Source organism: Parasphingorhabdus sp. (genome assembly GCF_036568145.1).
Lineage (GTDB): Bacteria > Pseudomonadota > Alphaproteobacteria > Sphingomonadales > Sphingomonadaceae > Parasphingorhabdus.
The window spans coordinates 25,475-38,350 of record NZ_DATCTC010000032.1 but is presented as its reverse complement, the minus strand read 5'-3'; the positions used below and the strand labels follow the sequence as shown (position 1 = coordinate 38,350).

Sequence of the window (12,876 nt, the reverse complement as noted above, 5' to 3'; positions counted from 1 at the left end):
GATATCAGACACCAACCACAAAGCTGACAGAGGTTGTCGCGCTACCACCTACATTGAAACTGGCCATGTTTTTAGCGCCTTCAACCTGATAATCACCGGCATTTCCAGTTACCTGCCGCCAGGAATCGAGCATCATACGTACGCCTGTCGCGCCAACGGGGTGGCCAAGGCCGATCAGTCCACCGGACGGATTAACCGGCAGCTTTCCGCCTAGCTTTATCGTGCCGTCTTCGATCGCTCGCCAGCTTTCACCGGGGGGCGTGATACCGAAATGGTCAATCGCCATATATTCGGTGATGGAAAAACAGTCGTGCACTTCAACCCCGTCGCAAGCGTAGATATCTGGCATCTCTGCACGGGTTAGCGCATCGGCCATCGCCTTGCGCACACTGGGAAAGATATATGGCTCTCCGCGACTAGCCTTGACCTTGGCTGAATAGAGCAGGGGCGCTGTCGAATGGCCCCACCCCTTGATACGCGGAATGGTTTCCATCGGGATCCCGCGACTTTTGGCATAATTTTCTGCTACTTCCCGTGAAGCCAGAAAGATCGCAGCCGCTCCGTCAGTAACCTGACCGCAATCTGATTTGCGAAGGCTGCCTTCGATCGGAGGATTGGCTTCGTCGTCACTTTCTGAAAAATTCTCAGGGCCAAGCGTCCAGCTACGTGTCTGTGAATTTGGATTGCGCTTTGCATTCGCAAAATTATTCTCAGAAATCGCGCGTAAATGTGCCCGGTCCAATCCGAAGCGTTCTTCATACTCACTGGCAACCTGCGAAAACATATAAGGCCAAACGTACCGCGCCTCTTGTGCCTCGCGGCCCGTCCACGCGGCGGCACCCAGATATTCGGCAGCTTTTTGTCCGGGCACATTTCGCATCAATTCGATACCGAGTACCAAAGCAAGGCCATAGCGTTCAGCTTCGATTTCTGCGGCTGCGGCAAGTATGGCAATGGAGCCCGATGCGCAGGCCGCTTCGTGTCGTGACGCAGGAATCCCCGCAAGATCAGGATGCACATGTCCGAAAAATCCGCCAAGATGCCCTTGTCCGGCAAAAAGATCGCCGACGAAATTGCCGACATGGGCGACTTCGACCTCTTTCGGTTCAATTTGAGTGGCGGGAAAGGCGGCTTCGGCAACATCGCGGAACAGTTCGAACATGCCGCCGCCTTCGCGCTCTATATTTCGCGCAAAATCGGTTTGCGCACCGCCCAGGATATAAACCTCGCTCGGCATATCAGCTTCCTTTCTCTATCATGGCCAGAGCCCTATCCCTCACCTCGCTGCGCATGACCTTGTTGGTTACGTTGCGGGGCAGGCTGTCAAAACGGACCAGCCGTTCAGGGTGTTTGAATATGGCGAAATCCTTGGCTCCAAGATATTCGCTAATGTCGTCCAGAGAAACATCATGATCTCCACGCGGCACGTAGGCGAGGCCCACCCGTTCCCCCAATGTCGGGTCCGGCAGAGAGAATGCTGATACTTCGGCGAGTGCGGGATGACCTTCGAGCAACTGGTCTATTTCTTCAGGCGAAATATTCATGCCCCCGCGGATGATCAGGTCCTTGCACCGGCCAATGAAACGGTAAAATGAGCCATTTTCGGCAATTTCAAACAAATCACCGGTGCAATACCAACCGTCTTGGGTGAAGGCTTCTTCGGTCTGTTCGGGGGAACGGTAATAGCCTTCGAACAGAGACGGTCCGCGGATTTGTAGCTCGCCGCCGATGTCGCTTTCCTCAATCACCGAGCCATCTGCCTGTGATATCAGGCGGCTTTCGATATTGATTGAGCGGCCCGTGCCAAAGGGAGATTGATATGGTTTGTTTCGGGGAAACAGGCAGGCACGCTGTTCAGGGTCGGGTGCGTCAGCTTCGCCAGTGATAAAGCTCATGCCTTCGTTGGATCCGAAGACATTGACGATGATTATGCCAAATTTCTCCTGAAACGCGCGCACCATGGCAGGGGCGAGCGGGGCAGAGCCAGAGGCGATAACACGCAGGCACGACAGGTCAACAGTGGCAAGAAGTGCTTCGTTTTGAACGAGCATATTCAACACCGCAGGCGGGGCGATGGTCAGGTTAGGACGTTCCGTATTAATCTGGTGTAGAAACACTGCGGGGCCAAAGGGGTGATGCAACACCATTGTCCCCGCGATCGTGAGCCAGCACATGGTTATCCCGCCGATACTGGCCATATTAATCAGTGGGAAGGGGTTCAGTAAAATGTCGCCCTGGTCAACCTTCAGTGCCTCATAGCCGGCGGCCGCAACAGCGGCCCAATGGTTGTGGCTGCGCGGTACGCCCTTGGGAGTGCCCGTTGTGCCGGAAGTCCAGCATATTGTGAAAATATCGTCTGCATTGACAGGATTGGCGGCTACATGATCATGTAGCTTCACTAAGTCGGCGCTTATATTATTTGCCGGATCGGAAAGATCAACCGCTCCGGCAGGCGCGTCGGGTCCGAATGTCATCAACCGGACAGAATCTCCGATTAAGGATTGTGCCACTCCGACATGATCGCAGCCTTTGACTCTGGTAGCACAGACAAAAGCCTTGGGCTCGACGATATCGATAAGGCTCTTTAGCTCATGGCTTCGGTATTGCACCGCTGTCGGACTTATGACTGCGCCAATTTGTGCCACCGCGAAATAAAGTGCCACAAACTCGCTGATATTCGGAAGCTGCGCCAATATTACATCATCTTTGCCAACCCCGGCGTCCAGAAGTATGCAGGACAATCTATCAACTTCGGATTTGAGCTCGGCGTAGCTTAGGCGGCGCTGTTTGCCGAATGCAAAGCTTTCTCGATTGGGTGCGTCAACTAATGCGATACGTTCCGGATACGCCTTGGCATTAGCCAGGAACATATCGCTTAGCGTCTGATCTCCCCACCAACCGCTCGCTCTGTATTTTTTGCGTTTTTCCTCCCCTGCAGCAATCATGTCAGCCTGCGAGTATGTTGTTGGAAGGCATGCCGATATCATCGCCATTGGCCCATGTCGAATGGGTGCCCGAACAGATACGTTCAGGCAATATGATGCGGCATACCGGGCCAGCTGCAATATTCTTGGCATCAATTAGCACACATTCCGACTGATCCGTATTTACGTCGGCGACAAAGGACACTAGATAGCCGTCGTCTTCATCCTTGGCATTGATACGCGGTGCAAAGGGAGACTCGCTTGCGTAGCGGCCGGGGCCGAACTCAATGCGTTCATCAATGCCGGTATCAAGATCATGTTTGACAAGTCCCCGGAAGAGGAACCAGCCGGGTTCAGGTATGGCGCTATAGGCGTAACGATATTTACGTCCGGCATATTTCTGGTTGAACATGCCGAATTCGATGATTTCATCACGCAGACGTTCTTCAGTGGTTTCGCCGGTTTTAAGGTTGAAGCGCCAGCGGTGAAGTTTCGGTTTCAAAAGCTGCTGGTCAAGATAGGCCATCATGCGTTCAAAACCCTTGGGCGCGCCTTCATAGGATTTGGGCATGGGCTCTTCCTGGAAATAGCCGTCGAGTATGATCTCGTCCCCTTCTTCCCAAGCGTTTAGCCAGTGCAGCACATAGCATGGTTCTGCCTCGAACCAGAGAATGTCCTCTGGCTGACCATAGCGCGGGATGATTGCGAAGCGGGACTTCTGATCGGGGTAAAACTGGACTGCATGGAGTCCGTTTTCCAACAATCCAGGATCCCAGTATAGAGGTAAGTCATTGAGAATAGTGTAGTTTTTGGTGAATGCCATGTCATGCGGCAGACGCGGCCCTTTGAGCGGAATCGGCACATAATGTTTGAGCTTGTTGTCCGGCCCCACCACGCCGTAATGCATATAGGGTGCATGCTTGGAATAGTTGAAAAACAGCAGTTCTCCGGTCGATTCATCAACTTTGCAATGCGCCGATATGCCATCAAGCGGAACCCAACCTTCGGTGCCATCCTGTTCCAGCGTAAACGGGTCCAGCCGGTATCCTTCGCCGCACTGGTAGAAGGATGAGAGTATCTGGCCGGCATGAATACAGACATCGGTTGAGGAGCTGTCTTTCAGCCATTCCTGTGCGCCCCAGCCGGGACGGGTCGATTTATGCGGCGGTTCCATGAGCCCCGCCCATAATGAACGCCCGGCCTCCTGCTCGGCCTGAAATCCCTTGGTCCGGACGAAGCGGCTGCGATAGCTTGCACGGCCATCCTTGAAGCTCATCGCATGAATGAATCCGTCGCCATCAAACGGGTGATAACGGCCAATAGGTTCGTGGATCTGGTTCTCGCCAGTGCGAACATATACCCCGTCAATATCATCAGGGATTGTCCCGATAACCCGCTCATCGCCATTGGCGAAGATTGCATTCCATTCATTATAGGTCGGTTGCCACGCACCCCCGATATAAGGATGATCGCTCTGCTTTAATGTCGAGCGGACGGTTCCTACGAGTTCAACTGTCATCTGAAATCTCCTTTCCTAAATGCGGGCTGTTTTACCGCCGCTTCATATTCATTCTTCAGCCGCTCAGCTATCATCGCAAGAGGTTCCACGGCTTGCACTGCGCCCACGCCTTGCCCGGCAGACCACACGTTTTTCCAGGCTTTCGCATCGTCCTGAGCGTTTTCAAAATTGGGCTTTTTATCTTCCGGCATATTCGCGGGATCATAGCCCGCCGCAACCAGACTGGGCCGGAGCCAGTTGGCAGTGACACCGGTTATCCCTTTGGACGGGATGACATCTTCTGCACCAGCGGCCACGACCATGTTTTTATACGCATTGTCGGCAAGGCTCTCTTCACACGCAATCATCGAGGTACCGAGATAGGCAAGGTCCGCGCCCAATATTTCTGCTGCGCGCACCGCATGGCCCGTCGAGATCGCGCCGCCGAGGACAATGGGGCCATCCCAGAACTGGCGAACTTCCTCGACAAAGGCAAAGCCCGCCGTCAGCCCGGTATGTCCGCCAGCGCCGGAAGCGACAAGCACCAACCCGTCAACCCCCGCCATGGCAGCCTTGCGCGCGAACCCCACGGAATTGACATCCGCAAAGACCAGCCCGCCATAATCATGGACAGCATCCACTACGCGAGCGGGACTACCCAAAGCCGTAATGACCAGTGGCACCTTGTGACGGACCACAGCGTCCAGATCGCTCGGGAAGCGGTCATTGGACGGATGCACGACAAGGTTTACCGCCCAGAGGGCAGTATCGTGATCATCTGCGAGGGCCGTTTCAATCTCGCTAAGCCAGTCTTCCAGCATTTCCGGAGTGCGCGCGTTGGGGGCCGGGAAAGAGCCAATCAGGCCAGCACGGGATGACGCGATAACCATCTGCGGTCCCGAGACAAGGAACATCGGCGCAACAATTGCGGGTAATTTCAGATTCTTCCGTAAAAGGTCAGGAATGGCCATTAAAACTTATCGCTCCGCTCCAAAAAACTAACTTGCATAAACATACTTATGCATAGTAGCAGGATGAACGCAAGATAAATTGCAGTGCAGTCATCCAGACTGGATATGGGGAGGATATGAATGAAAAATACTATTTCTACGGCTCTGATGGTCTCGGTTTTCGCGATGCCTGGCGTGGCTTATGCGCAGGAAGATAACGCGCCGCAGCGGGGCGGACTGACCGAAATTGTAGTCACTGCGCAAAAGCGTGCAGAAGGCCTGTCCGACGTGCCGATTTCGATTTCCGCAGTATCGGGTGAGGCTATCGAATCATACGGGCAAACCAATCTTGAATCGGTTGCTTCCTCGATTCCCAACCTCAAAATCACACAGACAGCAATTGCCAACCGCATTGCAATTCGCGGCATTGCATCGGGTGATAACAAGGGCTTTGAACAGTCCGTGGCGATGTTTGTTGACGGGATTTATTACGGGCGGGACCAGCTTAGCCGCATGCCGCTCGTCGATCTGGAGCGCGTTGAGGTGCTGCGCGGACCGCAGCCTACCTTATTCGGTAAAAATGCTATCGCCGGCGCCGTCAACGTAGTGAGCCGACGCCCGTCGAACGAACTCGAAGCGTCGGTCAATGCGCTTTACGAATTCAACCATAACGAGGCAAAGATTACCGGTGTTCTTTCCGGTCCGTTATCGCAGGATATTGGCGCGCGCGTTGTGGGCTATTATCGCTCGATGGACGGATATTTCTTTAACACGAAACAGGACCGTAAAGAGCCCAATGTCAAGGAAGCCTTTGTTCGCGGCATAGTCGATTACGATAATGGGGGGCCATTTTCCGTCGATATCAAAGGCGAATATGCCCATTTCAAAACCAAAGGACAGCCACGCGAGATTTTTGGTGCGGTCGGGACTTATAATGCCATTTTCAGCGGCCCACTATTTGTCGATACCACGGAGGATTATGTCCGCGCTGACGGCGGTTACGAGAGTGACAATGAAATATTCGATATTGTCGTCAACGCCAATCTGGAGCTGGGAGACCATGTCCTGACATCGACCACCGGCTATCTGGATTACAAGGTGCGCGAGCTGGTTGATGTCGATTTTGTCGCGCCAAGTTTTCTTGATGGAACGGCGATGCAAGAGGATTATCGCCAGTTTTCGCAGGAACTGAGACTGACTTCTCCGGGCGATCAGACATTTAATTATATCGCAGGTATCTTTTACCAGAACAGCAGCCTGAAAGTTGATGACCAGGTTGAATTCAACCCGACTTTTCTAGCCTTTGGTCCTCCGTTCAATGCTTTGGGGGACACATCAAACGACCGCGTCTATTCGCAGAAATCCGATCTTATTTCGGTCTTTGCTCAAGGTGAATTGTCGCTGACCGATGCGCTGCGTGTGACAGTCGGTGCCAGGTTCAACCATGAGAAGAAAACCGGACAGCGCGATCTTGTCATTGTTCAGGGGCCGCTCAATACGTTTAATCCGGCCATTGTGACCGCTACCTTCCGCGCGCTTAATATCGAGGAGCATAGTATTTCGGGCAAGCTGAGCGAGGACAGCTTTAACCCGATGGCGAATATCCAGTATGACATTACCGATGATCTGATGGCTTATGCTTCGTTCGCTCGCGGCACGAAAGCTGGTGGTTTTGACGTGCGGTCAAACTCGCTTCCGGACTCGACTACAGTCGCACGTCCCGGTTCATTCATATTTACCGACGAGCGTGCGGATAATTATGAAGCGGGCCTCAAATATAAATCCCGTTCCTTTGCGTGGAGCGTGTCTGCCTATCGGACAATCTATAAGGATTTGCAGACCAATGTGTTTGACGGCACGCTGAATTTCAACGTGCGGAACGCTTCCGGTGCACGGACCCAGGGTATTGAAACGGATATGCGCTGGGCAGTGGATGACCATTTTACGCTCAGCGGCTCTTTGGCTTATCTGGATTTCGAGTTTACCAATTTCATCGAGGGGCAATGCTATTATCTGCAAGTTCCGGATTCACCGGACGGATTTTGTGACTATTCGGGCAAGCGCAACACATTGTCACCCAAATGGTCGGGAAACCTGAACGGAGACTTTAGCCACCCGGTCAGCGACTCTATGAAGCTGGGCATCAATCTTAATGCCGATTTTTCGAGTGCATATATTGCAGCGGCCAATCTTGATCCGCGCACGCGTCAGGATGGCTATGTCAAAATGGGTGCGCGTATCTCGCTTGGCCATGTCGATGACAAATGGTCGATTGCCTTGATCGGACGCAATCTGACCGACGAGCGTATCAAGCAGACTGCGGGTGCTGTGCCTTTGGGGACAACGATTACCAGCAACACGGGTAATGCGTATAACGCGATTTATGATCGTCCCCGCAATATAGCCCTGGCAGTCGATATGAAGTTCTAAAAAATATCCTGCCGTTCACTTGGCTCTGTGAGTGAACGGCAGGGTTCAGTTTCAACGGGAAGCTTTGCTTGCCTGTCTTTCATTGACCCCAAGGTCGAAATGGTTATCGTAAGCATGGCGTCCGATCTGGAACTGCCCTGTATCTAATATGATATTCTCATTCCGGGATATGTGCGATTGGAGGGCAATTGGCACAAGGTAACTGGGAAATGAACCATGAAGATTGACACCATTCGGGCTTGCTCGATTTGGCGCGCTCTGGAAGTGGTTGGCGATGTCCCGGTGCTTCTGATTATGGAGCAGGCCTTTCTGGGCAAGAGCCGTTTTCAGGAATTTCTGGAAGAAACCGGCATAGTGCGTTCGGTCCTGAGCAACCGTCTGGTCAAGCTGGTTGAAACCGATGTCTTCACTAAAGATACGCAGCGTCAGAAGGGATATCGGCTGACCGAAAAAGGCAGGGGGCTTTTCCCTGTGGCCTTGATGATATTGCGCTGGCAGCGGCGATGGGAATGGGGTGCGCGCGGTTTTGAAGTCCGGATGTTCCATAGAGAGTGCGGCAACGAAACTATTCCCCAGCCAACCTGCGTAGAATGTAAAACAGAAATTGATCCCAGAGATGTAAGCTGGGCGGCGGGGCCAGGACTTAGTCAGGTCACCCCCGTATATGGCAGGCGGCGCAAGCAGACCGCAGCGGCAAGCGCAAAGCGTGGCAATCGCACCATGACGGACTCGGTCATAGAGCTTTTCGGGGACCGCTGGGCAACTTTGGTTGTTCGCGCCTGTTTTACCGGGATAAACCGGTTTGACGAGATTCAGCGCGATACGGCGATGGCCACCAATATTCTGTCTGACCGGCTGGAGCGGCTTCAGGAGCAGGATATTATCAAGGCAATTCCCTATTCAGCGAATGAACAGCGCTTTGAATATCGGCTGACCGAAAAGGGCCGTGATCTATATCCTGTCTTGCTGGCCTTGCTTCAATGGGGCGACCGCTGGTTTGCCGATGAAAAAGGACCGCCGTTAATTCTGACGCACAAGCCATGCGGCCACAAGCTGCAATATGTGCCAACTTGTGATCAATGCGGTGAAGTGCTGGATATTTCAAATACAGGTTTCAATCTGTAGCGAGAGGATATTCATTCCTTCGCTTCTTCGCCGCCCAACCACCGCTGGATAACATCATCGCTATCCTGACCGATAGTGAGCGGGGCAGGGCGGCGCACGCTGCCGGGGGTTTTGGACATTTTCGGAAAGACGTTCTGCATGGTTACTTCGCCCAGCTCTGCATCGGGGACGGTTACTAACGCCTCGCGCGCTGCAAAATGCGGGTCGGCCATCATGTCCTCGGCATCATAGATACGTCCGGCGGGAACACCGGCTTCGACCATCTTGGCCTCAAGCTCCTCGACCGTCATTGTTTTCGTCCATTCGCTGATCAGCGCATCCAGCTCTTCCTGCCGCGCGCCGCGAGCTATGTGGGTGGCATAGCGTTCGTCGGTGGCCAGTTCGGGCCTTCCCATCGCAGCGGCCAGCCGCGCGAAAACACCGTCCTGATTGGCACCGATCAGATATTCGCCGTCGCGGCATGGATAGACATTTGACGGGGCGATAGCGGGCAGGGTGGACCCGGTGCGCTTACGCTTGGTTCCGCTGGTCGAATAATCGGATATGGTTGATTCCATCACCTGCAACACAGCTTCGTAGAGCGCGGAATCAACAATCTGTCCCTCGCCGGTTTTGTCGCGGTGGTGGAGCGCGGCAAGTGCGCCCATGCATCCATAGCTGGCCGCAAGCGTGTCACCTATGGACACACCCATGCGTGCGGGTGGGCGGTCGGGATGGCCGACTATGCCGCGCCATCCGCCCATTGCCTCACCTATGCCGCCAAATCCGGCACGCGCCGAATAGGGGCCGGTCTGGCCATAGCCGGACACGCGCACGACGATCAATCCGGGATTGGTTTTGCGAAGGTCAGCCGGGTCCAGATTCCATTTTTCCAGCGTGCCGGGGCGGAAATTCTCGATCAATATGTCGGCTTTTGCGATCAGGTCGCGGGCCAGTTGCTGCCCTTCCGCCGAACGTAGGTCGCATGCTACAGAATATTTGTTGCGCGCGACCACACGCCACCAGCTTGGTTTGTCGCCCTGACCCCAATAGCGCATCGGATCGCCGGTTTCAGGTGGCTCGAGCTTAACAATTTCAGCCCCCATATCGCCAAGCAACTGCCCGCAAAAGGGACCGGCAATCAATTGCCCCATCTCGACCACGCGAATGTCTTCCAGTGCCCCGCCGCTATATGTTTCAGTCATGTTGTTCCTTCAGAATCATCTGTGAAAGCCTTAGCATGTTGTAACGACCGATGTGAAAGGGACCGGAATCGTGACCGCATGGCGTATAGTTACTTAGAATGCTATGTAATAATATATTTGTAAAGTGGCATCAAAACAGAGCAAAAAATGATACTGACCACAAGGCTAACCTATGTGACCGATTCTGTTGGTGCGCGATTATAACTATCGCACAGCGATAACGAAGCCGGTCCCCTGAGAGGGTATGTTATGACGCAAAAACGATCTACTCCGGAAATCGATAAATTATTGAACAAGCCAATATGGCAGGAAGAAAGGAAGAAGCTGCGTTCTCTTATCCTGGACTGCGGCCTTGATGAGAGCGTTAAATGGAGCAAACTCTGTTATTCGTATCAGGGGAGCAATGCCGCCATCATCTATGCGATGAAGAACTATTGTGCGCTCGGGTTCTTCAAGGGCGCGCTGTTAGAGGACGACAAGAATATTCTTGTGAAGCCCGGCAAGCATTCGCAAGCCATGCGCCAGATGCGCTTCAGTGGGCTGCAAGAAATTACCGACAACGAAAACACCATCAAAGCCTATATCGCAAAGGCCATACAAGCGGAAAAGGACGGGTTGGAGGTTGACTTTGACGCGAAAGAAAACCTCACATACCCGGATGAATTAGTCGATATATTGGACGGTGACCCGGAACTGGCCGAAGCGTTTGATACACTCACTCCCGGACGCAAGCGTGGATATATTCTACACTTTACGGACGCCAAACAGTCCAAAACCCGTGTCGCCCGCATTGAAAAAAGCCGGGAAAAGATCCTCAAGGGCAAAGGTTATAACGAACGCTGATGCCTATTTTCTCGGTCCGACCAGCGCGAAATTGGCACCTTGCGGATCTATACCGCTCAGGGAAAAATCACCGCCAGGGATTTCGGTCGGCTCCCACGTAACCGTGCCGCCGTTCGCGTTTATCGCTACAACAGCCTTGTCAATATCGGGGACACGGAAATAATAGGTCCAGGCCGACATCGGCATTTCATCGGGTTTGGGCATAAGCGCACCCAGCATGAAACCGCGATCATCGCCAACCTTTAAAAATTCATATTTGCCCATCGGACCCATGTCCATGTCGCCATTCTCTTTCCATCCAAATTGCTGGCTGTAAAAGTCCTTTGCAGCCTTCGGATCGGTGGTGGCCAGTTCATTCCAAGCACAATGCCCGACCATGGACTCGGTTGCGGCAAAGGCATTGCTTGTTGCATCCGGATTATCGGCTGGCGGCGTCGGTGACATGATGTAGAATGGCACGCCCTGATCATCGGCGGCAAAGGCTACGCGCCCGACATCGGGGATATCCCATGGCTCCATATGGATGGTGCCGCCCGCATCCTTGATGCTTTTGGCGCTCGCGTCGACATCATCGACATTGATATAACCCGTCCAGCAAGGAACCGCTCCGCCAGCCAACATTTCTGGCGTCAACGTCAATATACCGCCAACGCCGTTACCGTTTATGGAAATTTCCCTGTAATCCATATCTGCCTGACCGATTTTGGAGAAATTCCAACCGATCAGCGGGCCATAAAAATTTTGCGCTGCATCGGCGTCGCTTGTCATCAATTCATACCAGATGAAATCACCATGCTTGTTTGTCATCTTCCTGCTCCCTATTTTTCTAGTGTCACAACCGCTTCAAAGCCGCCAAAAATCATGCGTTTGCCATCAAAGGGCATCGGATTTTTTTCCTGATCCATCCGCGGATCATCATTATCGGGATCCATCATTTTCTTCATCGCAGCATCGCGCGTTGCCTTGTCCGGCCACTCTATCCAGGAAAATGCCACTGTTTCATCATCCTGTGCCTTGACCGCGCTGCGAAAATCAGTGGTCTTTCCTTCAGGAACGTCATCGCCCCAGCATTCAAGAACGCGTGTCGCACCCATCTCCAGAAACATGGAGTCCGCACCTTTGGCATGATCGATGAATTTCTGTTTGTTGCTGGTCGGAACCGCGATTACAAATCCGTCTATATAGCTCATTTTCTCTCTCCTTCTTTGGGCTAAGCCGGTTGTGGCTCGTTTTCGGTGAATGGGGCCATTTGTGCATCCAGTGCGCGTTTGAATGCAGGTCGTTCCTCACCGCGCTTCTGGTAAGCGGCAAGTTTCGGAAAACCGTTGATAATGTCGGTGTGTTTTATGTTGCGCAGCACGGTTACCATCATGATGTCTGCGATACTGAACTGACTTGTCAGCCAATCCTTGTCGCCAAGTGCATCGGACACGCTCTTGAGCCGCGCTTCGGCAAGCTCGACCGCTGCTGGCCGTGCAGCCTTGGCCCAATCCTTGTCGGCATGGAAAATGTCATAGGATACGATCGTCATCAGCATCGGTTCCACGCTGTTAAGTGCGGCGATAAGCCATGTCGTGGTTTCCCATTTTGCCTGCGGGCTACGCGGCATCAGCCGCTCGTCCTGTTCACCAAGATAAAGCAGGATCGCGCCGGTCTCGAACAAGCGTACTTTGCCGTCATCGAAGGCGGGGACTTGGCCAAAGGGTTGCCATTCCCGATAGTCTTCGCCGCGAGGCTGGGTCGCATCGACCAAGACAGTGCTATAGGGTTGACCGATTTCTTCCAGCGCCCATCGGATCCGCATATCGCGGACCATTCCTTTCGCGAAATCAGGCACCCATTTGAAAGCGGATATTTCGATATTCGTGTTCGGATCAATAGACATTATGGTTTCCAATCAAACATAGTTTTCATCCAAATTT

Annotated in this window: 11 protein-coding genes; 3 read left to right on the top strand and 8 right to left on the bottom strand. The window is 53.2% G+C overall.

Features of this window, described 5'->3' with window-relative positions:
- Positions 1-4 precede the first annotated feature (4 nt).
- From VIN76_RS13315 to VIN76_RS13300, 4 genes are read right to left on the bottom strand one after another with little or no spacing between them, the layout of a single operon-like run.
- The gene (locus VIN76_RS13315; protein WP_332042354.1) at positions 5-1,237 is read right to left on the bottom strand and encodes an acetyl-CoA acetyltransferase; all 1,233 of its coding nucleotides are present in this window, start codon (positions 1,235-1,237) and stop codon (positions 5-7) included.
- Position 1,238: 1 nt separating this feature from the next.
- Positions 1,239-2,945, bottom strand: coding sequence for a class I adenylate-forming enzyme family protein (locus VIN76_RS13310; RefSeq protein ID WP_332042353.1), 1,707 nt, complete (start codon positions 2,943-2,945; stop codon positions 1,239-1,241).
- A 1-nt stretch (position 2,946) separates the two neighbouring features.
- Positions 2,947-4,443: a carotenoid oxygenase family protein gene (locus tag VIN76_RS13305; protein ID WP_332042352.1), complete on the bottom strand. Its 1,497-nt coding sequence runs from the start codon at positions 4,441-4,443 to the stop codon at positions 2,947-2,949.
- The gene (locus VIN76_RS13300) at positions 4,440-5,393 is read right to left on the bottom strand and encodes a nitronate monooxygenase (RefSeq protein WP_332042351.1); all 954 of its coding nucleotides are present in this window, start codon (positions 5,391-5,393) and stop codon (positions 4,440-4,442) included. Before VIN76_RS13300 ends, VIN76_RS13305 begins: the two co-directional genes overlap by 4 nt.
- Before the next feature lie 120 nt (positions 5,394-5,513).
- On the opposite strand from VIN76_RS13300, the gene VIN76_RS13295 reads away from it, so the two are divergent.
- Both VIN76_RS13295 and VIN76_RS13290 read left to right on the top strand, forming a co-directional pair.
- Positions 5,514-7,802, top strand: coding sequence for a TonB-dependent receptor (locus tag VIN76_RS13295; protein ID WP_332042350.1), 2,289 nt, complete (start codon positions 5,514-5,516; stop codon positions 7,800-7,802).
- A 216-nt stretch (positions 7,803-8,018) separates the two neighbouring features.
- The gene (locus VIN76_RS13290; protein ID WP_332042349.1) at positions 8,019-8,927 is read left to right on the top strand and encodes a helix-turn-helix domain-containing protein; all 909 of its coding nucleotides are present in this window, start codon (positions 8,019-8,021) and stop codon (positions 8,925-8,927) included.
- 11 nt (positions 8,928-8,938) lie between these two features.
- On the opposite strand, the gene VIN76_RS13285 is transcribed toward VIN76_RS13290, so the two are convergent.
- The gene (locus tag VIN76_RS13285; RefSeq protein WP_332042348.1) at positions 8,939-10,111 is read right to left on the bottom strand and encodes a CoA transferase; all 1,173 of its coding nucleotides are present in this window, start codon (positions 10,109-10,111) and stop codon (positions 8,939-8,941) included.
- A 249-nt stretch (positions 10,112-10,360) separates the two neighbouring features.
- Here VIN76_RS13285 and VIN76_RS13280 point away from each other — a divergent pair, with 249 nt between their 5' ends.
- Positions 10,361-10,954 (top strand): YdeI/OmpD-associated family protein, encoded by a 594-nt coding sequence (locus VIN76_RS13280; RefSeq protein ID WP_332042347.1) that lies wholly within the window; start codon positions 10,361-10,363, stop codon positions 10,952-10,954.
- A gap of 3 nt (positions 10,955-10,957) precedes the next feature.
- On the opposite strand, the gene VIN76_RS13275 is transcribed toward VIN76_RS13280, so the two are convergent.
- The 3 genes from VIN76_RS13275 to VIN76_RS13265 are packed head-to-tail and all read right to left on the bottom strand — an operon-like array spanning position 10,958 to position 12,839.
- Positions 10,958-11,761, bottom strand: coding sequence for a VOC family protein (locus tag VIN76_RS13275; protein ID WP_332042346.1), 804 nt, complete (start codon positions 11,759-11,761; stop codon positions 10,958-10,960).
- Positions 11,762-11,772: 11 nt separating this feature from the next.
- On the bottom strand, positions 11,773-12,144 hold the full coding sequence (locus tag VIN76_RS13270; RefSeq protein WP_332042345.1) for a DUF1428 domain-containing protein: 372 nt from the start codon (positions 12,142-12,144) through the stop codon (positions 11,773-11,775).
- A 20-nt stretch (positions 12,145-12,164) separates the two neighbouring features.
- Positions 12,165-12,839, bottom strand: coding sequence for a glutathione S-transferase family protein (locus VIN76_RS13265; RefSeq protein WP_332042344.1), 675 nt, complete (start codon positions 12,837-12,839; stop codon positions 12,165-12,167).
- Positions 12,840-12,876 lie beyond the last annotated feature (37 nt).

Excerpts from the sequence above, each read along its gene's own strand:
- VIN76_RS13280 (WP_332042347.1), top strand. The coding sequence starts at position 10,361 with ATGACGCAAAAACGATCTACTCCGGAAATCGATAAATTATTGAACAAG.
- VIN76_RS13265 (WP_332042344.1), bottom strand. The coding sequence starts at position 12,839 with ATGTCTATTGATCCGAACACGAATATCGAAATATCCGCTTTCAAATGG.
- VIN76_RS13310 (WP_332042353.1), bottom strand. The coding sequence starts at position 2,945 with ATGATTGCTGCAGGGGAGGAAAAACGCAAAAAATACAGAGCGAGCGGT.
- VIN76_RS13300 (WP_332042351.1), bottom strand. The coding sequence starts at position 5,393 with ATGGCCATTCCTGACCTTTTACGGAAGAATCTGAAATTACCCGCAATT.
- VIN76_RS13285 (WP_332042348.1), bottom strand. The coding sequence starts at position 10,111 with ATGACTGAAACATATAGCGGCGGGGCACTGGAAGACATTCGCGTGGTC.
- VIN76_RS13295 (WP_332042350.1), top strand. The coding sequence starts at position 5,514 with ATGAAAAATACTATTTCTACGGCTCTGATGGTCTCGGTTTTCGCGATG.
- VIN76_RS13315 (WP_332042354.1), bottom strand. The coding sequence starts at position 1,237 with ATGCCGAGCGAGGTTTATATCCTGGGCGGTGCGCAAACCGATTTTGCG.
- VIN76_RS13305 (WP_332042352.1), bottom strand. The coding sequence starts at position 4,443 with ATGACAGTTGAACTCGTAGGAACCGTCCGCTCGACATTAAAGCAGAGC.
- VIN76_RS13290 (WP_332042349.1), top strand. The coding sequence starts at position 8,019 with ATGAAGATTGACACCATTCGGGCTTGCTCGATTTGGCGCGCTCTGGAA.
- VIN76_RS13270 (WP_332042345.1), bottom strand. The coding sequence starts at position 12,144 with ATGAGCTATATAGACGGATTTGTAATCGCGGTTCCGACCAGCAACAAA.
- VIN76_RS13275 (WP_332042346.1), bottom strand. The coding sequence starts at position 11,761 with ATGACAAACAAGCATGGTGATTTCATCTGGTATGAATTGATGACAAGC.